Source organism: Ferrimonas balearica (assembly GCF_019802085.1).
GTDB classification, from domain to species: Bacteria; Pseudomonadota; Gammaproteobacteria; order Enterobacterales; family Shewanellaceae; genus Ferrimonas; species Ferrimonas balearica_B.
Genome location: NZ_JAHVHV010000001.1, coordinates 87,941 through 110,152, shown reverse-complemented (window position 1 = coordinate 110,152; position 22,212 = coordinate 87,941). Strand labels below are relative to the sequence as shown.

Sequence of the window (22,212 nt, the reverse complement as noted above, 5' to 3'; positions counted from 1 at the left end):
TCCTTTTACTTCCTATGCGACGGCCGCTTACAGCGACACCCCGGAGAAGGACATGAAGCCCAAGGCCATCAGGCCCGCGGTGATGAAGGTGATGCCCAGGCCACGCAGGCCGTCCGGCACATCGGAGTACTTCATCTTTTCACGCAGCCCCGCCAGCAAGACCAGCGCAATGGCCCAGCCCAGGCCGGCGCCGAAGCCGTAGACCACGGACTCGCCGAAGCTGTAGTCCTTTTGCGCCATAAAGGAGACGGCCCCGAAGATGGCGCAGTTCACGGTGATGAGCGGCAGGAAGATCCCCAGCGCGTTGTACAGCGGCGGGAAGTACTTATCCAGGGTCATCTCCAGGATCTGAACCAGTGCGGCGATCACCCCGATAAAGGTGATGAACTGCAGGAAGCTCAGGTCCGCGTCCGGCAGGCCGGCCCACTTGAGGGCGCCCGGCGCCAGGATGTTGGTGTAGATCACCTGGTTGACCGGTACCGCCAGGGTCAGTACCACGATAACGGCCACGCCCAGGCCCATGGCGGTGGTGACCTTCTTGGACACCGCCAGGAAGGTGCACATCCCCAGGAAGAAGGAGAGGGCCATGTTTTCAATGAAGATCGCCCGCACCAGCAGGCTAATGTAATGTTCCATGTTCGCTCCTTACTCCTTGGGCTCAACCTGATCCGGCTTCCAGGTGCGCAGGGCCCAGATGATGAAGCCAATCAGGAAGAAGGCGCTGGGGGCCAGCAGCATCAGGCCGTTGGGCTCGTACCAGCCGCCTTCGGAGGCCTTGGCCAGGATCTCCACGCCGAACAGGGTGCCGGAGCCGAACAGCTCGCGGAAGAAACCCACGGTCAGCAGGATGAAGCCGTAACCCAGGCCGTTACCGATGCCGTCCACGAAGCTCACCAGCGGCGGACTCTTCATGGCGAAGGCCTCGGCGCGGCCCATCACGATGCAGTTGGTGATGATAAGACCAACGAACACCGCCAGCTGCTTGGAGATGTCATAGGCGTAGGCCTTGAGCACCTGGTCCACCACGATCACCAGGGAGGCGATGACGGTCATCTGGACGATGATCCGCACGCTGCCGGGGATGTGGTGGCGCATCAGCGAGATGAACAGGTTGGAGAAGGCGGTCACGAAGATCAGCGCCATCGTCATTACGGCGGAGGTTTCCATCTTGGTGGTCACCGCCAGGGCGGAACAGACACCCAGCACCTGCAGGGCAATGGGGTTGTTGCCGAAGATCGGTCCGACCAGGACCTCTTTCAAGGATTTCTCAGCCATTGTTCAGCTCTCCTTTGCGGGCCTTGGCCAGGAAGGCGGCGTAGCCTTCTTCACCCATCCAGAAGTCGAGGCTGTTCTGGACACCGTTGCTGGTCAGGGTGGCACCGGAGAGGCCATCCACGCCGTGGATGTCACCTTCGCGGGCACCGCCTTTGACCACCTTGATGGCGATGTCGCCGTTGGCGTCAAACAGTTGCTTGCCGACCCACTGGGCTTTCCAGCGTGCGTTTTCCACCTCGGCGCCCAGACCCGGGGTTTCCCCCTGGTCGTAGTACACCAGCGCCTTGACGGTGTTGAAGTCGGGCTCCAGGGCCACGAAGGCGTACATGGTGGACCACAGGCCGTAGCCGTGGATCGGCAGGATGACGGTTTCCAGGGCACCACTTTGGTCGTTGACCAGGTAGACCAGACCCTTGTCCGCCCGGCGCTTGATGGAGGCGATGTCGTTGGCCGGCACCGTGGAGGTGGCGGTTTCACGGGCAGCCTTGCGCTGGTCGTAGGTCAGGGGGTCAATCTCGGTATCGAACTCGCCGGTGGCGAAGTCGATGACGCGGGCGTCGATGTAACGCTTGAAGGTGGCCTGGATGCCGCCGTCAATCTTGTCCAGCATGCCCGCCGCTTCCAGGATGTAGCGCTGGGTGTCTTCCGCCTTGTTGCGTTCCTGCAGGGGCTTGAGGGCCACCGCCGCGGAGGAAACCACCAGGGAGCACACCAGGCAGAGGCCGATCACCACGCCCAGGGTTTTACCGAAGGTATCGTTATTCTTAGACATTGCGTGCCAGTCTCCGCTTGATGTTGGACTGCGCCACGAAGTGGTCAAACAGCGGCGCCCACAGGTTGGCGAACAGAATCGCCAGCATCATCCCCTCGGGGAACGCGGGGTTCACCACCCGGATCAGCACCACCATGACGCCGATCAACAGGCCGTAGGCCCACTTACCCTGGTTGGTAAAGGAGGCGGAGACCGGATCGGTGGCCATAAAGAACATGCCGAAGGCGAAGCCCCCCAGCACCAGGTGCCAGGTCCACGGCAGGTGGAACATGGGGTTGGTGTCGGAGCCAATCAGGTTGAACAGGGCGGACATGGCGATCATCCCGACCATCACACCCAGCACGATGCGCCAGGCGGCGATGCGGGTGTACATGATGGCCAGGCCACCAATGGCCAGCGCCAGAGTGCTGGTCTCACCAACGGAACCCTGGATGAAGCCGAAGAAGGCGTCCTGCCAGGCCGGATCGGAGAAGGCGGCGTACCAGGCGTAGTTGGCGAACTCCACGGTGCCCGCGGCGGCCTGACCCAGCATGGTGGCGCCGGAGAAGCCATCGGCCACCACCCAAACGGCGTCACCGGAGATCTGCGCCGGGTAGGCGAAGAACAGGAAGGCACGGCCGGCCAGGGCGGGGTTCAGGAAGTTGCGACCGGTGCCACCGAACAGCTCCTTGGCCACGACCACACCGAAGGTGATGCCCAGGGCCACCTGCCACAGCGGAATGGTGGCGGGCAGGGTCAGGGCAAACAGCACCGAGGTCACGAAGAAGCCTTCGTTCACTTCGTGCTTGCGCACCGAGGCGAACAGCACCTCCCAGAAGCCCCCGACGGCGAAGGTCACCGCGTAGATGGGCAGGAAGAAACAGGCGCCGTAGAACATCAGGCCCAGCACACCGGACTCGGCGCTCAGGCTGCCGCCGAGCAGTTCGAACAGGGCGACCTGCCAGACGTCGGGGGTGCCGAAGCCGGCGGCCAGCGCGGCCTGGGCCTGCCAACCGACGTTGTACATGCCGAAGAACATCGCCGGGAAGGTGCACAGCCAGACGGTGATCATCATCCGCTTCAGGTCGATGTTGTCACGGACGTGGGTGGCACCTCGGGTGGTTTTGCCCGGGGTGTAGAGGATGGTGGCGGCCGCTTCATAGAGCGCATACCACTTCTCGTATTTCCCGCCCTTCTCGAAGTCGGGCTCAATACGCTCAATAAATTGCTTCAGACTCATTAGCCTTCCCTCTCGATGATCTCAAGGCAGCTGCGCAGCTCTTGGCCATAGTCGTACTTGCCGGGGCAGACGAAGGTGCACAGGGCCAGATCTTCCTCATCCAGCTCCAGGGCACCCAGCTTCTGGGCGTTGTCGGTGTCCCGGGCGATGAGATCCCGCAGCAGCAGGGTGGGCAGAATGTCCAGCGGCATGACCCGCTCGTAGTTGCCGATCGGCACCATGGCGCGGTCGGAACCGCCGGTGCTGGTGGTCATGTTGAACAGCTTGCCGGGGCTGAAGTGGGACAGGAAGGTGCGGGTGAAGGAGAACTTGTTGGCACCGGGCAGCACCCAGCCAAACAGCTCCTTCTCGTCCCCTTCCGCCAGCACGGTTACCTGGTTGTGGTAACGGCCCAGGAAGGCGTGGGGCCCCTGAGCGTTGGTGCCGGACAGCACGGAGCCGGAGATGGCTCGAACGTGGCTGTGGTTCAGCTCGCCCTGGGTCAGCTGAACCACATCGGCACCGAGGCGGCTGCGGACCAGGCGCGGCTTGACCACGGAGGGACCCGCCAGGGCCACCACGCGATCGGTGAACAGCTCACCGGTGGTGAACAGCTTGCCGACGGCGATGACGTCCTGGTAGCCGATGTGCCAGACGGTGCGGGTGGCACTGGCCGGCAGCAGGGTGTGGATGTGGGTGCCCGGCAGGCCGGCCGGGTGGGGGCCAGCAAACTGGTGGCTCTCCACGCCGTCGAGCTCTGCGCCCGGCAGGGTGTCACCGGCGCCGCACAGGTACAGCTGACCGTCGGTCAGCTTGGTCAGCACGGTCAGCCCGTGGGCGAAGGCCTCGGCCTGTTCGGCGATCACCACCTTGGGGTCCGCCGCCAGCGGGTTGCTGTCGATGGCGGTCACAAAAATGCCCGCCGGGACGCTGTCCAGGGCGGGCACTTTGCTGAAGGGGCGAGTCCGCAGGGCGGTCCACAGACCGCTGGCCACCAGGTTGTCCTGCACGGCCTGACGCTCCAGGGAGGCCAGTTCGGCGGCGTCGTACTTGGCGAACTGCTCCGCCTCGTCACCGTCTACGTCGATGACCACGGACTGGAGCACCCGCTTGGCGCCTCGATTGATTGCGCTGATAACCCCGCTGGCGAAGGCGGTATATTGGACGCCGGGATTCTTCTTATCTTCGAAGATCACCTGGCCTTTCTTAACGCGATCCCCCTCACGAACGGACATGGTGGGGCGCATGCCAATATACTCTTCACCCAGGATCGCAACGCGAGCGATGGCGGGACCATCCTGGATTACTTGTTCTGGACCGCCGGTCAGGGGCAGGTCCAATCCTTGTTTTATTGTAATCATACTCACTGCACTGCTTTGTCTGGGAAGTCCATCTCGTCGCCGTTTCGGCATCACAGCCCGGCGGCTTTCTTGACATCGTTCTCACTTACGTCGCTGGACACCCGGTGGCGCAAAAAATCCCAATAATTGCGACCTGCGTCACGGCGACTCGGGCGCATCATACCGCAAAGGCCCAGGGGCTGCCATGAAAAATGGCCTTACCTTTAGTGGCGACAAGTTAGTCGCCGAAATTCGCGGCCAATTGACCACTTTTGCACCACTTGGGCAGCCTTTTTCACTCCTAACGGGCCAAACAGCCGAAGCAGCTCACAGAAGCCAGTGGCAATAGGTGAGGCCGATTCAGGCCCATTTTCGAATCAAAATCGGTCAAAATGAGCCCTTGGGCCGCCGCTGCCTCACAGGGGTCCGAAAAGCCCCTTTTTCCCTTCCCGGCACCGCCCCGGGGCGACGTCCTCATCCGCAGGTCCAGGATCAAAAAAGGCGCCCCAGGGGCGCCTTTTCAAAATCGCTTGAGTCACAAACCTTTAAGCTGCTCCGGACTCAAGGTGAGCACGTCGTTGCGGTTCACCCCGATGCCCCGCTCCAGGATCCCGCGGGCGATCTGTTGGGCCTCCGCCAGGGAGTGCATGGCAGCGGTGCCGCACTGGTACTCGTTGAGCTCCGGGATCTGGCTCTGATCCGCCACCTGGAGCACATCCTCCATGCTGGCCCGCCAGGCGCCGGCCACCTGGGCCTCGTCCGGGGTGCCAACCAGGCTCATGTAGAAGCCGGTGCGGCAGCCCATGGGGGAGATGTCGATGATCTCCACCCCGTCGCCATTGAGGTGGTCGCGCATAAAGCCGGCGAACAGGTGCTCCAGGGTGTGGATCCCCTTCTCGCTCAGGATCTCGGCGTTGGGCAGGCAAAACCGCAGATCAAACACCGTGATGGTGTCCCCCTTGGGGGTGGCCATGGTCTTGGCCACCCGCACCGCCGGGGCTTCCATCCGGGTGTGGTCCACGGTAAAGCTGTCTAACAGGGGCATGGCGATCTCCTTCTATACGTCTATCCATCCGCTGGGCAAAAGGTAACCCCGCCGGTGCGGCGGGGTCAATGGTTCAGCGGCGGATGGCGTTGTAGGCTTCCTCGGAGATGCTGTGGTAGCGCCCTACCCCGGCCTGGTAGGCCCGGTAGTGCTCATACACCTTCTTCATCATGGGATCCGTGGCCACCTGCTCCGCCATCACCTCGGCGTTGGCCTCCCGCAGGGCCAGGATCACCTCCTCCGGCCACTGGCGCAGCTCCACCCCATGCTCGTTCACCAGGGTGTCCAGCGCGGCGATGTTGCGGGTGGTGTACTCGTCCAGCATGTCCTGGTTCACCGCCTGGGCGGCGGTCTCGACGATGGCCTGCAGATCCGCCGGCAGGCTCTCGTAGGCGGCCTGGTTGATCAAAAACTCCAGGGTGGTGCCAGGCTCGTGCCAACCGGGGTAATAGTAGAACTTGGCGGCCTTATAGAGGCCAAAGGCCAGGTCATTGTAGGGGCCGACCCACTCGGTGGCGTCGATGGCGCCGGTCTGCAGGGCGGTGAACAGCTCGCGGCCCGGCAGGGCCACCGGCACGCCACCGACCCGGGAAAGCACCTCGCCCCCCAGCCCCGGCAGGCGCATCTTGAGCCCCTGGAGATCGTCGATGCTGTTGATCTCCTTGTTAAACCAGCCGCCCATCTGGACGCCGGTATTGCCCCCCACCAGGGGGATGATGCCAAAGGGGGCGTACACCTCCCGCCACAGGGCCATGCCCCCGCCGTAGTTGAGCCAGCCGTTCATCTCCTGGGCGTTCATGCCAAAGGGGATGGAGGTGAAGATCTGGGTGGCCGGCGCCTTGCCCTTCCAGTAGTAGGCGGCGCTGTGGCCCATTTCGGCGGTGCCCTGGCTGACCGCGTCGAACACCTCGAAGGCCGGCACCAGATCGCCGGCGCCGTAGACGGTGACCGTCAGGCGACCGCCAGACATGGCGTTGACCTTTTCGGCGAAGCGTTCCGGGGCCATCCCCAGGCCGGGGAAGTTCTTGGGCCAGGAGGTCACCAGTTTCCACTGGTGGGTTTGCTGGGGTTCGGCCGCGGGGGCCTGGGCGTCCCCCTGGGGGGCCGGCTGGCACCCCATCAGGGTCAGGGTGGTCAACAGCAGACTGCAGGCTATCCGTTTCATCTTGGTCTCCTAGTGGTTAGCCGTAGATCCGTTCCGGCAGCCAGGTGGCCAACTCAGGCCACAGCGCCAGCAACAACATCATCAGGATCTGCAGGGCAATAAAGGGGGCGACGCCCCGGTACAGGGTGGCGCTGTCCAGCTCCGGCGGCGCCACGCCACGCAAGTAAAACAGGGCGAACCCGAATGGCGGGGTGAGGAAGGAGGTCTGCAGGTTAAGTCCCAGCATGATCCCCAGCCACACCGGGTCCAGCCCCAGCATTAACAGGGTGGGCGCCACCATGGGCACCACCACGAAAGTGATCTCGATGAAATCGAGAATGAACCCCAGCAGGAAGATCACCGTCATCACCACCAGGGTGGCGCCGATCACCCCGCCGGGCAGATCCGACAGCGCACTGTGAATCAGGGTCTCGCCACCCAGGCCCCGAAACACCAGGGAGAACAGCGCCGCACCGAACAGGATCATGAACACCATGGCGGTGACCCGCACCGACTCCTGCAGCGCCGACATCAGTGCCGGCCAGTCCAGGCTTCGGCGTACCAGGGCCAGGGCCAGGGCGCCGAAAGCCCCCACCGCGGCCGCCTCGGTGGGGGTCGCCAATCCCATGAGAATAGACCCTAAAACCAATAAGATCAGGGAAATAGGTGGCACCAATGCCTTGAGCAGCGTTTTCAGGAAGGCCAGATCCAGGCGGGTGGGCGTGGCGGGAGCGAAGAGATCCGGCCGGCGCCAGGAGAGCACCAGGGTGTAGAGTATGTAGAGCCCCACCAGCACCAGACCGGGGATCAGCGCCCCGGCAAAGAGATCCCCCACCGACACCGTGCGGGGGGAGAAGATCCCCATCTTCAGCTGCGCCTGCTGGTAGGCGGAGGAGAGCACGTCTCCCAGCAGCACCAGGGCGATGGAGGGGGGGATGATCTGGCCCAGGGTGCCGGTGGCGCAGATCGCCCCGGAGGCAAAGGCCGGGTGGTAGCCGCGCTTGAGCATGGCCGGCAAGGAGAGCAGCCCCATGGTGACCACGGTGGCGCCGACGATGCCGGTGCTGGCCGCCAGCAGCACCCCCACCAGCATCACCGAGATCGCCATCCCCGCCCGCACCCGGCCGAACAGCTTGCCCATGGCGTCCAGCAGTTGTTCCGCCTGGCGTGAACGCTCCAGGATCACCCCCATCAGCACAAACAGGGGCACCGCCATCAGGGTCTGGTTGTTGATGATGCCGTAGAGGCGATTGGGCAGGGCACCGAGGAAGGCGGCGTCGAGGTGGCCGGTGGCGGAGCCGATCAGGGCAAACCAGAGGGCGGTGCCCCCCAGGGCAAAGGCCACGGGAAAGCCGCTGAGCAGCACCAGGCAGACGCAGAGGAAGAGCACCAGGGCCATCATGACTCGGCCTCCCCGCGCAGCACCGCCAGGGCGCGGGCGATCTCCGCCAGGGCTTGCAGCCCCAGGGTCACCACCAGCGCCAGGATCAGGGATTTTTGCAGGTACACCAGGGGCAGTCCCCCGGCCTCCACCGAGCCCTCCATCCGAACCCAGCTGGCGCTCACGTAGCCCCAGCTCTGCCAGCCGATGAACAGCAAAAAGGGCAAGAGCAGCAACAGGGTGCCCAACAGGTCCACCCAGGCCCGGCGCCGGGCCGACCAGTTGCGGTAGAAGATGTCCACCCGGACGTGGGCGTTGTGTTTGAGGGTGAAGCCGGCGCCCAGGGTAAAGAGGGCGCCGTGGAGGTAGAGCACCCCCTCCTGCAGGGCGATGGAGCCGGAGGCCAGGCCGTAGCGCAACACCACCACCAGCACCGCCAGCAGCAGCATCACCAGCATCAACAGGCCGCAGAGCCAGCCCAGGGCCTGGCTGAAACGCTCAATCCCCCGTTGAGCGGATCGGATTACCGTCATGGGATCCGTTACCTAAAGCTTTGTTTACCTTTTGATAACAAATCCCGGGAGCGAAAGATACGCCCTTGGTGCGACGACCTATCCCAGGCAGCTGGGGGTGCGGGGCGCTGACTGCTGTTCAGCCCACTCCGCCGGGGTGTAGGTGTGCAGCGCCAGGGCATGCAGACTGCCGGCCAGCTCCTCGGCCAGCACGGCGTTGACCGCACGGTGACGGGCCAGCAGACGCTGCCCCTCGAAGGCCTCACTGACCAGCACCAGCTTGAAGTGGCTCTCTTCGGCGGGGCCGCGGTGCATATGGCTCTCGTTCAGCACCTCCAGGTGACTGGGGGCAAAGGCGTCGCGCACCTTGGTTTCGATGGTGGCATGCATGCTCATGGGGCACTCCTTGATTCGCGGTTTGCGCTGTTATACCGGGTCTGACCCCGGGGCTCAAGGCAGGTGGAAACCCGGCGTCACCCGCCGAAAGGTGAGGCTGACCCGCTCCGACTTGGCCCGGGCGGTGGCGGGCAGGCTGTGGTAGACCCCCGGGGCCAGCCACAACAGGCTGCCGTGAGCCAGCTCCACCGCCCGGCTGTCCTTGGGTTCGAACCTCAGACGCAGCCGACGGCTGGCGCCCAGGGAGAGGATCGCCAACTGGGGATCCAGCTCCGGCTCGTCGTCCTTGTGCCAGCCCATGCGGTCCTGTCCGTCCCGGTAGCGGTTCACCAGCACCGCGTTGAACTCGGTGCCCAGGGGCGCCAGCCGGGTCATCAGCGCCGCAATGACCGGCGGCACCGGCTCCGGGGCCAGCAGCAGCCCGGAGTAGCGGTAGTGACAATTCGGGGCCCCCAGGTAGCACTGCTGGCGGGGAATGGGGTGGGTGCGCCCGAAGATCCGCACCTGGGGCTGCTGCCAGGGCAACGCCGCCAGCACCGGGCCCAGGCGTTCACTCTCCGAGGGGGCCAGCCACTGGGGCCAGTAACGGGCCAACACACGGCCGCTATCATCGGTAATACTCTGTTCAGCGTTGATCATTTTTGCGAAAATTTTCCCTTTGCATCGACAACGAGTCCCCATGACCCAGTTTACCGTCAACGACACCGAACTGCGCCTCGAGCGCTACCCGCCCCAACCCCAGGATCCGCTGCAGGCCTGGGACGCGGCGGACGAGCTGCTGCTGTCGGCACACCAGTTGGCGGACGGCCCCCTGTGGGTGCTGAACGACCACTTCGGCGCCCTGGGCTGCGGCCTGCGCCTGCAGGAGCGTTCCCTCTGTTGGGTTAACGACAGCTTTGTCGCCCACCAGGCCCTGGCCCAGAACCTGGAACTGAACCAGCTTGACCCGCTGGAGCACACCGCCCCCACCCCGGACCCGGCCTGGCCGGCCCCGGTGGGGGTGATCCTCAAGCTGCCCCGTAACCTGCGCCTGCTCACCGCCCAGCTGGACTGGCTCAACCGCCAGCTGCCGGCGGGCACCCCGGTGGTGATCGGTGCCCGCCAGCGGGACATGCCCTCCACGTTGCCGGATTTGACCCGCCAGTTGCTGGACCAGGTGCACCCCTCCCGGGCGGTCAAGAAGGCCCGTCTGGTCTACGGCCAGCTCAGCGGGCGCAGCAGCGATCTGCCCCAGGTGGTCAGCTGGCCCTGTCCGGAGCTGGGCCTGACGGTGCACAACCACCCCAACGTCTACGGCGGTAGCCGGCTGGACCTGGGGGCGCGGCTGCTGCTCAAGTCCCTGCCCAGCACCCAGGGTCTGGTAGTGGATCTGGGCTGCGGCAACGGCGTGCTCTCCATGGGCCTGTTGCAGGCCAACCCCGAGGCGCGGGTGCTGGCGGTGGACGAGTCCTGGGACGCCATCCAGTCCTGTCGTCAGAATCTGACGCCCCTGGCGGATCCGTCGCGCATCGAGCTGCTGTGGAACGATTGCCTCAGCGGCGTCGAGGGCGGCCAGGCGGACTGGGTGCTGTGCAACCCGCCCTTTCACCAGCAGCAGGCGATCACCGATCACATCGCCTGGCAGATGTTCCGCGACGCCAAGCGGGTGCTCAAGACCGGTGGCCGATTGCGCATCGTCGGCAACCGGCACCTGGGCTACCACATCAAGCTGACCCGCCTGTTCGGCGGCTGCACCACGGTGGCCGCCAACGCCAAGTTTGTGGTGCTGGAGGCCCAAAAGCGTTGAACGTTCCCGAGGGCCACGGCGACCACAAGATCTGTGTTTCAGAATCGGGTATCCTGCTTGGCATCGATTGATTCAGGGGTAACTTGATGAAAAGACTGTTTTTGATTGCCGCCCTCGCCCTGGGCGGCTGCGCCAGTCAGCCGGAGCAGCTGATTTTGGCCCCCACCGAACCCTTCCCCACCCTGCGCGCCGACCACCAGGTGGGCATCGACCTGACCAGCCAGGACCACCGCACCGAGACCTTCCTGGTGCGGATCCAGCGGGAGGATCAGCCGGCCCAGCTGGTCAGTGCCGGCAGCAACCCCCGGGCGCTGCTGGAGTCCGGCCTGCGCCAGGGGCTGCAGGGCCAGGGCTACGACCTGGACCGTCTGGGGGAGGTGCGCCTGAACCTGACCCTGGAGCAGCTGCTGGTGGACGTGGAACAGGGCAGCCTCAACCACACCGCCACCAGCTACGCCATCGCCAGCGTGGTGGTGGACAAGGACGGTCGGCAGCTGGTCAAACGCTACCAGGCCAGGGGCACCCTCAAGGGGGTGATGCGGGTGGACATGGCCCGCCTGGAGCGGGAGGTCAACGACCGCCTCAACCAGTTGCTCAACAGCATGTTGAACGACCCGGAACTGCACCAATTCATTCAGTAAGGACACCTCGATGATGCGCGCCCTCCTCCTGGCTTTCACCCTCAGCCTGACCGCCCTGGTCCAGGCCGCCGATGACCCCCGCATTCAACCCGGCAATCTCTTTCCCAAGGTGCAGATGGAGACCAGTCTTGGCACCCTGGTGGTGGAGCTGGATCGCAGCCGGGCGGAGCGCACCGTGGACAACTTCCTGCTCTACGTGGTGGACGGCGCCTACGACAACACGGTGTTCCACCGGGTGATCGGCGATTTTGTGGTCCAGGGCGGCGGCTACCTCACTGACTACGCGGCAGTGACGGAGCGGGATCCTGTGGTTAACGAGTCCGGCAACGGCCTGTCCAACCAGATGGGCACCATCGCCATGGCCCGCACCGACGATCCCCACAGCGCCACCAACCAGTTCTACTTCAACGTGGCGGACAACGAGCGTCTGGATCCCTCCAGCCGCCGCTGGGGCTACGCGGTGTTCGGCGAAGTGGTGGAGGGGCTGGAGGTGCTCGAAGCCATGGCCGCGGTGGAGACCGGCGATCACGCCGAGATCGCCGGCGGCACCGTGCCGGTGACCCCGCTGGTGCTGAAAAAAGCCACCCTGCTGCCGGAGTGAGCCCGACCTTGTACCCAGCGGCGCTTCTCCCGTACCCTAGCGGCAGACCCCTTCCTCAATTGCGCCGGCCCTGGCCGGCTCTGGCTCTGGAGTGCCCATGCGAATCTGGCCCGCCCTCCTTGCGGCGCTGACGCTGACCGGCTGCGCCACCTTCACCGAGGTCACCCCCAGAGACTCGGAGGCCGAGGCGATCACCATGGTGTTCGATAACGCCACGCCACTGACCCAGTGCCGACGCCTGGACACCTGGGTCGGCTCCGAAGGCCACTGGTACACCTACCTGTTCATCAGCAACTTCGATTTGACCACCGGCGCCCTCAACCAGCTGCGCAACCACGCCGCCGAGATTGGCGGCAATCTGGTGGAGATCAAGGAGATGATGGACTTCGCCACCTCGGTGACCTACGTCGGCCACATCTACCATTGCCCGGACGACACCGGGCATGACGGGCCCGACGCATGACCGGCCTGATGGACCGGCTCGGCGCCCTCAAGGTCTACGCCCACAAGCGGGTGCTGGTGCTGCTGGCCCTGGGCTTCTCCTCCGGCCTGCCCCTGATGCTGGTGTTCGGCACCCTCTCCGCCTGGTTGCGGGAAGCGGGGATCGAGCGGGCCACCATCGGCTTTCTCAGTTGGGTGACCCTGGCCTACAGCGTTAAGTTTCTCTGGGCCCCCCTGGTGGATCGCCTGCCCCTGCCGCTGCTCTCCCGCTTTTTCGGCCGACGCCGGGCCTGGCTGCTGCTGGCCCAGCTGACCCTGATCCTGGGGCTGGTGGGGATGGCGGGCACCGACCCCACCGCCCAGTTGTTTACCCTGGTGGGTTTTGCCCTGCTGGTGGCCTTCGCCTCCGCCACCCAGGACATCGTGGTGGACGCCTTTCGCATCGAGGCGGCCCCGGAGAAGATGCAGGCCGCCCTGGCCGCCGCCTACCAGATGGGGTATCGCCTGGCGATGATCCTCTCCAGCGCCGGTGCCCTGGCCATCGCCGCCTGGGCGGATCCCGATCCCGACGTCTATCGGGTGGAAGCCTGGCGCACCGCCTACCTGGTGATGGCCGCCGCCATGGGAGTGGGACTGCTCACCACCCTGTTGGCCAGCGAACCTGAGGTGGACCGCCGCCAGGCGGAGTCGGATCAGGCCGCGCAGCTGGCCCGACTGGCCCACCTGCCGGCGCCCCTGGCCCGGCTGCTGGCCTGGGGCTACAGCGCACTGGTGGCGCCCTTCCGCGACTTCTTTGCCCGCTACGGCCGCCAGGCGCTGCTGATCCTGGCCCTGATTGCCTGCTACCGCATCTCCGACGTGGTGATGGGGGTGATGGCCAACGTGTTCTACATCGACATGGGCTTCTCCAAGGCGGAGATCGCCGCGGTCTCAAAAGTGTTCGGGGTGATCATGACCCTGGTGGGGGCCGCCCTGGGCGGCGCCCTGGTGTACCGCTTCGGCACCATCCGCATCCTCTTTCTCGGCGCGCTGCTGGTGGCGGCCACCAACCTGCTTTTCGCCGTCCAGGCCCACGTCGGCTACAACCTCACCCTGCTGGTGTTCGCCATCAGTGCCGACAACCTGAGCGCCGGGATCGCCACCTCCGCCTTTATCGCCTACCTGTCGAGCCTGGTGAACACCGCCTACTCCGCCACCCAGTACGCCCTGCTCTCCTCGATGATGCTGCTGTTTCCCAAGTTTGTGGCGGGCTTCTCCGGGGTGGTGGTGGACGCCGTCGGCTACGAGTGGTTCTTCGTGTTTGCCAGCCTGCTGGGGGTGCCGGTGCTGGGGCTGATTGCCCTGCTGCAGCGCCAACCCCTCTCCCCCACCCCCGATGCCGCCCAGGCCAAGCCCCAGGACGCTGGTGGATAATTGCTCGACCTGAACGCAACGACCTGTTTTAATTAACATACTTCCAACATTTGCCAAGGACTTGGGCAATGAAGGTTTCGCGGCTCTGGCAGGGGCCTGGTCACAGCACCCTGGCGGCAGCGTCGTCAGGCGAGCACACCATGGCACGGCTTCGGGTGGTGCTGATCCTGCTCATCACCCTGGTGCCCAGCTACAAATTGCTGACCGGCAGCGATCTCACCCTGGCCCTGGGCGTCAGCTACGGCGCCCTCGGGGTGGCCCTGCTGTGGCGCACCTTCCTGAAACGGCGGGAGTATGTCCCAGCCATGGCCTTCTTCTCGGTCACCCTGGACATCTCCTTTATCACCCTGGGGCTGTGGCTGGATTACCTCAGCCGGGAGACGCCGCTGGCGCTGGTGAACAACAAGGGCACCTTCTGCCTCTACTTCCTGGCCATCACCACCACGGCGCTGCGCTACGATCGGCGGCTGAGCCTCTACGGCGGCGTCCTGGCCATCGGTTCCTACCTGGCCCTGCTGGCGGTTGCCCTGCCCCGGTACGATCCGGCCACCACGGATCCCCGCTGGCTGGCCCGCTATGGTGAGCTCTACCTGCCGGACCAGGCCAGCCGGCTCATCTTCCTGTTGATGGCCGCGATCCTGGCCTGGGTGCTGGTCAAACGGGCCAGCGCCCTGGAGCAGGACGCCCTGCACGACCCCCTGACCGGGCTCTACAACCGCGCCTTTTTGAGTCAGCACCTGGAGCTGACCCTGCACCGGGCCCGACGCAACCAACAGCCCCTGTCTGTGGTGATGCTGGATCTGGACAACTTCAAGTCGGTGAACGACCGCTTCGGCCACGGGGTGGGAGACAAGGCCCTGGTGGCCTTCGGCCAGCGGCTGCAAGGCGCGCTGCGTGGCGGTGACCTGCTGGCCCGGGTGGGGGGAGAGGAGTTTTGCCTGGTGCTGAGCCAGACCTCCATGGTGGAAGCCCGCCAGGTGATGCGCAAGCTGACCCGGGCAGTGAACGACGCCCCCTTCGAGCTGGGGCTGGCCAAGCCGCTGTCCCTGACCTTCAGCGCCGGGGTCAGCGGCCTGACCGACGACCACGCCACACCCCAACAGCTGCTGGAGGAGGCGGACCAGCGCCTCCTCCACGCCAAGCGACAGGGCCGCAACAACACCCAGTTTGCCGCCATGACCGCCTGACAACGTAAAACGCCGGCATCACGCCGGCGTTTTACGTTGTCAGGGCCCCCTCACTCCGTGGGCAGCGGCAGCCGGTGCTGGCGTAAGAAGCTGAGTTTGTCCCAGTAGCCACGCTGGAACACGATCTTGCCCGCTTTGACCTGGAAGAAGCCGCAGCCTCTCAGGCCCAGGGGGTCTTTCCACTCCAGGATCGCCCAGTCACCGTCCTCGAAGAGGTTCTCCACCAGGCAGACCATCTCCGCCTGGGCAAACTCCACCTCGAACATGGCGGTGATCGCCTCTTTGCCCACCACAGGCTCATTGGCCACCTGATGGTTGACCGCATCCGGCGCATAAAAATCGCCAATAACCCGGGCATCTCCGGCATTAAACGCCTCAACCCACTTCTCCACCAGCGCTTTTGGCGTCATTACATCACCTCTTCTGGAACATCATCGACGGACCAACCTCCCACACAGACCGGGCCCAATGCCACCGTTTAAGCGGGGTTAAACGAAAAAAAATGGGCCGCCCCAGGGCAGCCCGTTGTCATCATGGCCAGGGCGGCTCAGTCGCGGAAGTTGTTGAACTGAACCGGCTGATCCAGGTTTTCGCCGCGCAGCAGGGCCATCACCGCCTGCAGATCATCCCGCTTCTTGCCGGTGACCCGCACCTTGTCGCCCTGGATGGAGGCCTGCACCTTGAGCTTGGCGTCCTTGATGAGTTTCACCAGCTTCTTGGCAAAGTCCTGCTCGATCCCCTCCCGGAAGGTGGCGTTGCGAGAGACGGTTTTGCCGGAGAACTCCGCTTTGCTCGCCAGCTGCATGGCGTCGGCGTCCACCTTGCGCTTGGCCAGGTTGCCCCGCAGGATGGTTTCCATCTGCTGGATCTGAAACTCCGCCTCCGCCTTCATGGTGACCACCAGATCCTTATAGGCAAAGCTGGCCTCGACACCGCGGAAATCGAAGCGGGTGTCCAGCTCGCGGCTGGCGTTGTCGACGGCGTTTTTGATCTCGACCGCGTCCACCTCGGACACGATGTCAAATGACGGCATGGGATTCTCCTACCATAATTTTTGGGCAAGTGTACCCCATCGGCCCGGTGCCCGCACCGCGAGGGATCACCGCCTACGCTTTTTTAATGACACCGAGGAGCAAGCCTCTTAAGATGCGCCCATGTTGCAATTAATCGTACAACCCAACCGGGATCAGCGCCGACTCGGCCAGATGATGCTGCTGCTGGCGCTGGTAGTGACCTCGGTGATGGTGTTCTCCAAGCCGGGCTACAGACAGCCGTTCGATCACTTCGATAAGCTGGGCCACCTGGGCGCCTTCTTCTTCCTGGCCGCCCTGCTGCAACTGGCCACCAACTGGCGCCCCCTGACCCAGCTCACCCTGCTGCTGGCCTATGCGGCCGCCATCGAGGTGGTGCAATCCCAACTGCCCTACCGCAGCGCCGATCTGGCGGATCTGGCGGCGGACATGGCCGGCGCCCTGGGCTTCCACCTGCTGCTGTTGCTGTTGCGCCGCTGGCACCGCCCATGACCGTTGGCGTCCTCGGTGCCGGTGCCCTGGGTCAGCTTCTGGCCCACCAATTGATTGAGCACGGGCTCCCGGCGCACCTGCTGACCCGCCCCGGCGGCCAGCCAGAAACCCTCCCGCACCAGCTTATCGGCCTTGACGGCCAAACCCGGCAGGCCGAGCTGCCCCGCCATCCCAGCGACCGCCCCAACCCACTCAGCCTGGTGCTGGTGCTGACCAAGGCCCACCACTGCCTGGAGGCCCTGGCCCCCTTGATGACCTGGCTGCCGAATTCGGTGCCCGTGGTGTTATTGCACAACGGCCTGGGCCCCCAGTTCGAGGCCCCCAAGCGCTGGCCTACCCACTCCTGGTGGGCGGGCAGCCTGACCGACGGCGCCCTGCGCCTGGCCCCCCGACAGGTTCGCCACACCGGTCAGGGCGTGCGCCGGGCCGGCCCACTGGGCCCCGATGCTCCGATCCCCCCGGCCCTGGCCACCCTGGGGTTCGAGTCCGACCCCGACATCCTCGCCGCCCTGTGGCAGAAACTGACGGTCAATCTGGTGATCAACCCGCTGACCGCCCGGGACCGGGTCCCCAACGGCGCGCTGCTCAAGGCCGCCTATCAGCCGGAGATCGCCGCCCTGTGCCAGGAGATCACCGCACTGGGCCAGGCCCTGGGCTACCCGGAGCCTGCCGAGGCCGTCCGCGACCGGGTGCTGACTGTGGCCCAGGCCACCGCCGCCAACCGCTCCTCCATGCTGCAGGACGTGGAGGCGGGCCGGCCCACCGAGCTGCCCGCCATCACCGGCTACCTGCTGGCCGAAGCCCGGCGACTTGAACTGCCCTGCCCCCATCACCGGCGCCTGATGGCCTCGCTCGCCCCGGCATAAAAAAAGGCCCGCAATCGCGGGCCTTTTTTCGTTGTAGGCTCAGCCGGCCTGTCGGCGACGGGCCACCCCGTCGGAGAGCTGGGCCAGCACCCGCTCGGTGTCCGCCCAGCCGATGCAGGCGTCGGTGACACTCTGGCCGAAGGTCAGGGCCTTGCCGGCAGCCAGATCCTGACGCCCCTCCACCAGGTGGCTTTCGATCATCACCCCGAAGATCGCCCGCTCCCCCGCCGCCAATTGGCCGGCGACGTCCTCGCAGACGTTGAGCTGACGCTGGTACTGCTTCTGGCTGTTGGCGTGGCTGAAGTCGATCATCAGGTTCTGGGGCAGCCCGGCGTCCGCCAGCTCGGCGCTGATCCGCTGCACGTGCTCCGCCTGGTAGTTGGGGGCCTTGCCCCCCCGCAGGATGATGTGGCAATCCGGGTTGCCGGCGGTAGCAACGATGGCGGAGTGACCGTACTTGGTCACCGAGAGGAAGTGGTGCGGCGCACTGGCGGAGGCGATGGCGTCGATGGCGATCTTGATGGTGCCGTCGGTGCCGTTTTTGAACCCTACCGGGCAGGAGAGGCCGGAGGCCAGCTCCCGGTGTACCTGGGACTCGGTGGTGCGGGCGCCGATGGCCCCCCAGCTCATCATGTCTGCCACGTACTGGGGGGTGATCATGTCCAGGTACTCCCCGGCAGTGGGCAGGCCCAGATCGTTGAGATCCACCAGCAGCTTGCGGGCGGTGCGCAGACCGTCGTTGAGGCGGAAGCTGTTGTCCAGACCCGGGTCATTGATAAGCCCCTTCCAGCCCACGGTGGTGCGGGGCTTTTCGAAATAGACCCGCATCACCACCTCCAGGGTGTCCTGGTACTGGTCCCGCAGCGCCTTGAGGCGGCGGCCGTACTCCAGGGCGGCCTCGGGGTCGTGGATGGAGCAGGGCCCGATCACCACCAGCAGGCGATCGTCCTCCCGCTGCAGCAGCTTGTGGATCGCCCGACGGGCGTTAAACACGGTCTCGGAGGCCACTTCGGTAGCCGGAAATCGTTCCAGAATGGCGATGGGGGGAAGGAGTTCTTTGATTTCGTTGATGCGAACATCGTCATTCTTGTAATACATGGCTACCACACTGTGATTGGAGGAAAATTTGGCCTTCTGGATGGCTTTGACTCCTGTACCCTATCACAGCCTTGAGGAAAGCCAACAAAAAACGGCGCCCGAGGGCGCCGCTTAGGGGAGGAGCCGGGCTCAGGGCCGGTATACCTTAACGTTCTGGTGTCCCTGCTCCTGCAGATAGAGGGCCTGGAGCTTGCTCATCACCCCACGGTCGCAGTAGAGCAGGTAGGTGCGCTGGGGGTCCAGGGAATCGAACTGGCTGGCCAGCTTGAAGAACGGCAGGGTGATCACCTCGCTGCCGGGCACCTCCAGCGGGCTCTGCTCCTCCTCCTCCGGGGCGCGGATGTCGAGGATCACCTCGCCATCGGCCGCCTGCTGGACGGTTTCCATCTCCACGGTCTGAGTGGTTTGTGCCATGGCCAACTCCCGAATGTCCTGTACCTGGGCAGCTTCCAGCACCCGCTCAATGAGATCCTCGGAGAACTTGGCCTCCTCGGCTTCGATCTTGCTGAGCACCGCCTTGACGGTGGGGCGCTGGGAGATCACCCCGCAGTACTCCGGCATCACCTCGGCAAAGGGCGCGGTGCCGATGTGCCGGGCGGTGTCGACGATCTCCTGCTTGTCCCAGGTGATCAGCGGACGCAGGATCACGGTGTCGGTGGCGCGGTCAATGACGTTGAGGTTGGACAGGGTCTGGGAGGAGACCTGGCCCATCGCCTCGCCGGTGACCAGCGCGGGGATGTCGAACCGGGCCGCCACCTCCGCCGCCACCTTCATCATCATCCGCTTCAGCACCACCCCCATCTGGCCATTATCGACCCGCTCCAGGATCTCCTCCACCACCGGTTCGAAGGGCACGGAGATGAAGCGCACCTTGTGGGAGCTGCCGTACTTGTGCCAGAGGTAGTAGGCCACCTCCTTCACGCCACGCTCGTGGTCGGCGCCGCCGAGGTTGAAGAAGCAGTAGTGGGTGCGGGTGCCCCGCTTGATCGCCTGGTAGGTAGAGACGCCGGAGTCGAAGCCGCCGGAGATCAGGCTGAGCACGTCCTCCTGGGTGCCGATGGGGAAGCCCCCCAGCCCCTCGTGGCGATGCTCCACCAGGTAGCACTTGTCTTCTTCGATCTGGATGTGGACGGTGAAGTCCGGGTTCTTGAGCTTGACTCCGGCGGTATCGCAATGCTGGTTCAGGCCGCCACCGACGTAGCGCTCCACGTCCAGGGAGCTGAACTCGTGGTTGCCGGAGCGCTTGACCCGCACGCAGAAGGTCTTGCCCGCCAGGCGCTCGCCGAAGATCCGCTGGGTGTGCTGGTAGATGTCGTCGACGGTCTCGAAGGGGTGCTGGGTCACCTCGAGGAAGTGGGTGATCCCGGGGATGCACTGGAGCTTGGCCACGTAGCGATCACGCAGGTCACTGTCGTCATTCCGGCTGCTGATCACGATGTGATCCCAGTTGAACCGGACCCGCGCCTCCTCGTCCACTTTCCGCAGCACGTTGCGGATGTTGGACACCAGCATCTTGGAGAAACGCTTGCGCACCGGCTTGGATTTGATCATCACTTCCGAGTGCAGCTTGACGATAAATTTCATGACCTGTCTGACACCTAAGCTCTAAAAGCGCGGGATTATACCCCAGGGCGGCACGGCGCGGGAGCCTCCCGGTGCTTTTGGGAGCATAGAACTCCCCCCGCGGCTGCGCAAAGGCGGCCGCGGCCGGCTCAGGGCATCACCTGGATCTCTTCGGAGGTCTTGGGCTTACCCTGGTTGATGGCGATCTCCACCCGGCGGTTGCGCACCCGCCCCTCCCAGGTGTCGTTGCTGACCAGCGGCTCGTTGTCCGCCACACCGCGCAGCTCCATCCGCCCCGGATCAAACCCCTGCACCCGCAACAGTTCGTGGCCCACCGCCACTGCCCGCTGGCTGGAGAGCTCCCAGTTGGAGCGGTACAGCTCGTTGTCGATGCTGGTGTTGTCGCTGTGGCCGGTGACGCTGACGATGCCGGGCACGTCCTTAAGCAGGTTGCCCACCGCGTGGATCACCGGACGGAAACGGGGTTGCAGGAAGGCGGAGCCGGCGGGGAAGGCGCCCTTCTCGCGGATGCGGATGATGATCTGCTGGCCCAGGGATTCCACTTCGATGGCACCGTCGAGGATCTGATCCTCCAGCTGGTGGGCGATCTTTTTGGCCAGATCGTTGACGTGGTCGGCGTCCGAGGCGGAGGCGGCCTGGGCGGACTGGGGCGCCCGGGCCTGCTCGCGGGGCTGGTTGGCGGTCTGGGTCGAGCTTCCGCCGCGGCTGTTGCCGCTCTGGTTCTGCTGACCACCGGCCTCGTCGGACTCACCGGGCTGGTAGTTGAGCATGTCGCGGGTGAACTCCACGGTCTGCTGCTGAATCACGTCGATGGGGGTGGGCTCGGGGCGGCCGGGGCGAAACTCCTGGGCGATCACCGAGGTGCCCCGGGGGATGTCCTTCACATCCAGCTTATTCTGCACCCCGAAGGCGTACTTCATGGAGCCGGCGATCTGCTTGAACTTGAGCACGTCCATCTCGGAGAAGGCCAGCAGCAGCACGAAGAAGCACATTAGCAGGGTGGCCAGGTCCGCGAAGGTGGCCATCCAGGCCGGGGCGCCGGCCTTCTTCTGTCGCTTGGGGGTCAGATCCGACATCAATCCTCCGTGGTGTCGATGGCGCGCTTCTTCTCATTGAGGTAGTTCTTGAGGAAGCCCTCGATCACCCTGGGGTTCTGACCGTCCTGGATCGCCAGCACCGCGTCCATGATGAGCCGGCGGTTGAGCATCTCCTCCTGCATCCGCAGCTCCAGCTTGTCAGCGATGGGCAGGGCCACCATGTTGGCGATGATCGCCCCATAGAGGGTGGTCAGCAGGGCCACCGCCATGGCCGGACCGATGGTTTTGGGGTCGTCCATGTTGTTGAGCATGGCCACCAGACCGATCAGGGTGCCGATCATCCCCATCGCCGGGGCCACGTCCCCCAGCTTGCGGAAGATGTCGATCCCCTGGGTGTGACGCTCGGCGGTCAGGCCGATGTCCTTGGACAGGGCCCCGCGCACCACTTCGGCGTCGTGACCGTCCACCAGCAGATCCACCGCCTTCTTCATAAAGCTATTGTTGACCTCCGCCTCCTCCAGGGCGAGGAAGCCCCCCTTGCGGGCGGAGTCGGCCATGGTCACCGACTGGTCGATCAGCTCCTCCGGCTTGTCCAGCTTGAACATGAAGGCCTTGGCGGCGATCTTCACCGCCCCCAGGAACTGTCGCAGGTTGAATTTCATCATCACCACGAACAGCGAGCCCAGCATCACGATGAGCACCGACTGCACGTTGAAGAAAATCATGACGTCACCGCCCTGGACCATGGCCATGATCACAAAGGCAAAGGCACCGATAAGGCCGATGAGGGTTGCCAGATCCACAGATGCTCCTAGCTACAATCCAGTTAAGGGGTTACTTGACCAAAGACGGCCGCAGCGAGTTGAAAATGCTGCCCTATTGTCCTTATCGGTTCCGGCACTGGCAAGTTTAGAGAAAAATCCCGAAGCTGGGCGCTGCTTCATTGATCCAGGGGGCCCAAAGCAGTACCTT

Annotated in this window: 25 protein-coding genes; 8 read left to right on the top strand and 17 right to left on the bottom strand. The window is 64.8% G+C overall.

All coding sequences use genetic code 11. The features are described 5' to 3' along the window. Positions 1-27 precede the first annotated feature (27 nt). The 11 genes from nqrE to KUV81_RS00525 all read right to left on the bottom strand — a co-directional run bounded on the left by nqrE (position 28) and on the right by KUV81_RS00525 (position 9,702). A complete protein-coding gene (gene nqrE, locus KUV81_RS00575; protein WP_222541897.1) occupies positions 28-636 on the bottom strand; it encodes an NADH:ubiquinone reductase (Na(+)-transporting) subunit E in 609 nt (202 codons plus the stop codon). A 9-nt stretch (positions 637-645) separates the two neighbouring features. Then, positions 646-1,275 carry an NADH:ubiquinone reductase (Na(+)-transporting) subunit D gene (locus KUV81_RS00570; protein ID WP_222541896.1) on the bottom strand — a complete coding sequence of 210 codons (630 nt, stop codon included), beginning with the start codon at positions 1,273-1,275 and terminating at the stop codon, positions 646-648. After that, entirely contained in the window at positions 1,268-2,047 is a 780-nt protein-coding gene (locus KUV81_RS00565) for a Na(+)-translocating NADH-quinone reductase subunit C (protein WP_222541895.1), read from the bottom strand. The genes KUV81_RS00570 and KUV81_RS00565 overlap by 8 nt, the downstream gene beginning before the upstream one ends. Next, positions 2,040-3,266, bottom strand: a complete 1,227-nt coding sequence (locus KUV81_RS00560; RefSeq protein ID WP_222541894.1) for an NADH:ubiquinone reductase (Na(+)-transporting) subunit B — start codon at positions 3,264-3,266, stop codon at positions 2,040-2,042. Before KUV81_RS00560 ends, KUV81_RS00565 begins: the two co-directional genes overlap by 8 nt. Further along, positions 3,266-4,606, bottom strand: a complete 1,341-nt coding sequence (locus KUV81_RS00555) for a Na(+)-translocating NADH-quinone reductase subunit A (protein WP_222541893.1) — start codon at positions 4,604-4,606, stop codon at positions 3,266-3,268. Before KUV81_RS00555 ends, KUV81_RS00560 begins: the two co-directional genes overlap by 1 nt. Before the next feature lie 514 nt (positions 4,607-5,120). Continuing rightward, positions 5,121-5,630, bottom strand: coding sequence for an S-ribosylhomocysteine lyase (gene luxS / locus KUV81_RS00550; RefSeq protein WP_222541892.1), 510 nt, complete (start codon positions 5,628-5,630; stop codon positions 5,121-5,123). A gap of 73 nt (positions 5,631-5,703) precedes the next feature. Beyond that, complete coding sequence (locus KUV81_RS00545; protein ID WP_222541891.1) at positions 5,704-6,795, bottom strand: TRAP transporter substrate-binding protein; 1,092 nt, start codon at positions 6,793-6,795, stop codon at positions 5,704-5,706. Between the two features lie 16 nt (positions 6,796-6,811). Next, the gene (locus tag KUV81_RS00540; protein ID WP_222541890.1) at positions 6,812-8,176 is read right to left on the bottom strand and encodes a TRAP transporter large permease subunit; all 1,365 of its coding nucleotides are present in this window, start codon (positions 8,174-8,176) and stop codon (positions 6,812-6,814) included. Beyond that, the gene (locus KUV81_RS00535) at positions 8,173-8,688 is read right to left on the bottom strand and encodes a TRAP transporter small permease subunit (RefSeq protein ID WP_222541889.1); all 516 of its coding nucleotides are present in this window, start codon (positions 8,686-8,688) and stop codon (positions 8,173-8,175) included. Before KUV81_RS00535 ends, KUV81_RS00540 begins: the two co-directional genes overlap by 4 nt. A 78-nt stretch (positions 8,689-8,766) precedes the next feature. Further along, on the bottom strand, positions 8,767-9,063 hold the full coding sequence (locus KUV81_RS00530; protein WP_222541888.1) for a BolA family protein: 297 nt from the start codon (positions 9,061-9,063) through the stop codon (positions 8,767-8,769). 54 nt (positions 9,064-9,117) lie between these two features. Continuing rightward, the gene (locus KUV81_RS00525) at positions 9,118-9,702 is read right to left on the bottom strand and encodes an alpha-ketoglutarate-dependent dioxygenase AlkB family protein (protein WP_222541887.1); all 585 of its coding nucleotides are present in this window, start codon (positions 9,700-9,702) and stop codon (positions 9,118-9,120) included. Positions 9,703-9,742: 40 nt separating this feature from the next. On the opposite strand from KUV81_RS00525, the gene KUV81_RS00520 reads away from it, so the two are divergent. The 6 genes from KUV81_RS00520 (at position 9,743) to KUV81_RS00495 (ending at position 15,132) form a co-directional block, all read left to right on the top strand. Next, the gene (locus KUV81_RS00520; RefSeq protein WP_222541886.1) at positions 9,743-10,849 is read left to right on the top strand and encodes a methyltransferase; all 1,107 of its coding nucleotides are present in this window, start codon (positions 9,743-9,745) and stop codon (positions 10,847-10,849) included. 86 nt (positions 10,850-10,935) lie between these two features. Further along, complete coding sequence (locus KUV81_RS00515) at positions 10,936-11,490, top strand: YajG family lipoprotein (protein WP_222541885.1); 555 nt, start codon at positions 10,936-10,938, stop codon at positions 11,488-11,490. Between the two features lie 10 nt (positions 11,491-11,500). Further along, on the top strand, positions 11,501-12,091 hold the full coding sequence (locus KUV81_RS00510) for a peptidylprolyl isomerase (protein WP_222541884.1): 591 nt from the start codon (positions 11,501-11,503) through the stop codon (positions 12,089-12,091). 97 nt (positions 12,092-12,188) lie between these two features. After that, positions 12,189-12,554: a DUF4156 domain-containing protein gene (locus KUV81_RS00505; RefSeq protein WP_222541883.1), complete on the top strand. Its 366-nt coding sequence runs from the start codon at positions 12,189-12,191 to the stop codon at positions 12,552-12,554. Next, complete coding sequence (locus KUV81_RS00500) at positions 12,551-13,945, top strand: AmpG family muropeptide MFS transporter (RefSeq protein ID WP_222541882.1); 1,395 nt, start codon at positions 12,551-12,553, stop codon at positions 13,943-13,945. The genes KUV81_RS00505 and KUV81_RS00500 overlap by 4 nt, the downstream gene beginning before the upstream one ends. Positions 13,946-14,013: 68 nt before the next feature. Beyond that, positions 14,014-15,132: a GGDEF domain-containing protein gene (locus KUV81_RS00495; protein WP_222541881.1), complete on the top strand. Its 1,119-nt coding sequence runs from the start codon at positions 14,014-14,016 to the stop codon at positions 15,130-15,132. A 50-nt stretch (positions 15,133-15,182) separates the two neighbouring features. Here KUV81_RS00495 and KUV81_RS00490 read toward each other — a convergent pair whose 3' ends face one another. Both KUV81_RS00490 and KUV81_RS00485 read right to left on the bottom strand, forming a co-directional pair. Continuing rightward, positions 15,183-15,542: a nuclear transport factor 2 family protein gene (locus KUV81_RS00490; protein ID WP_222541880.1), complete on the bottom strand. Its 360-nt coding sequence runs from the start codon at positions 15,540-15,542 to the stop codon at positions 15,183-15,185. 137 nt (positions 15,543-15,679) lie between these two features. Then, the gene (locus KUV81_RS00485) at positions 15,680-16,165 is read right to left on the bottom strand and encodes a YajQ family cyclic di-GMP-binding protein (protein ID WP_222541879.1); all 486 of its coding nucleotides are present in this window, start codon (positions 16,163-16,165) and stop codon (positions 15,680-15,682) included. A 121-nt stretch (positions 16,166-16,286) separates the two neighbouring features. Here KUV81_RS00485 and KUV81_RS00480 point away from each other — a divergent pair, with 121 nt between their 5' ends. Together KUV81_RS00480 and KUV81_RS00475 are read left to right on the top strand one after the other, a co-directional pair. Continuing rightward, on the top strand, positions 16,287-16,655 hold the full coding sequence (locus KUV81_RS00480; RefSeq protein WP_222541878.1) for a VanZ family protein: 369 nt from the start codon (positions 16,287-16,289) through the stop codon (positions 16,653-16,655). After that, the gene (locus KUV81_RS00475) at positions 16,652-17,521 is read left to right on the top strand and encodes a ketopantoate reductase family protein (protein ID WP_222541877.1); all 870 of its coding nucleotides are present in this window, start codon (positions 16,652-16,654) and stop codon (positions 17,519-17,521) included. The genes KUV81_RS00480 and KUV81_RS00475 overlap by 4 nt, the downstream gene beginning before the upstream one ends. 39 nt (positions 17,522-17,560) lie before the next feature. Here the strand turns inward: KUV81_RS00475 and aroG are convergent, their stop codons facing one another. The 4 genes from aroG to pomA form a co-directional block, all read right to left on the bottom strand. Beyond that, the gene (aroG, locus tag KUV81_RS00470) at positions 17,561-18,619 is read right to left on the bottom strand and encodes a 3-deoxy-7-phosphoheptulonate synthase AroG (RefSeq protein WP_222541876.1); all 1,059 of its coding nucleotides are present in this window, start codon (positions 18,617-18,619) and stop codon (positions 17,561-17,563) included. A gap of 129 nt (positions 18,620-18,748) precedes the next feature. Then, positions 18,749-20,203, bottom strand: a complete 1,455-nt coding sequence (gene thiI, locus KUV81_RS00465; protein WP_222541875.1) for a tRNA uracil 4-sulfurtransferase ThiI — start codon at positions 20,201-20,203, stop codon at positions 18,749-18,751. A gap of 128 nt (positions 20,204-20,331) precedes the next feature. Continuing rightward, complete coding sequence (locus KUV81_RS00460) at positions 20,332-21,279, bottom strand: flagellar motor protein MotB (protein WP_222541874.1); 948 nt, start codon at positions 21,277-21,279, stop codon at positions 20,332-20,334. Beyond that, the gene (gene pomA, locus KUV81_RS00455; protein ID WP_222541873.1) at positions 21,279-22,043 is read right to left on the bottom strand and encodes a flagellar motor protein PomA; all 765 of its coding nucleotides are present in this window, start codon (positions 22,041-22,043) and stop codon (positions 21,279-21,281) included. Before pomA ends, KUV81_RS00460 begins: the two co-directional genes overlap by 1 nt. Between the last annotated feature and the right edge of the window lie 169 nt (positions 22,044-22,212).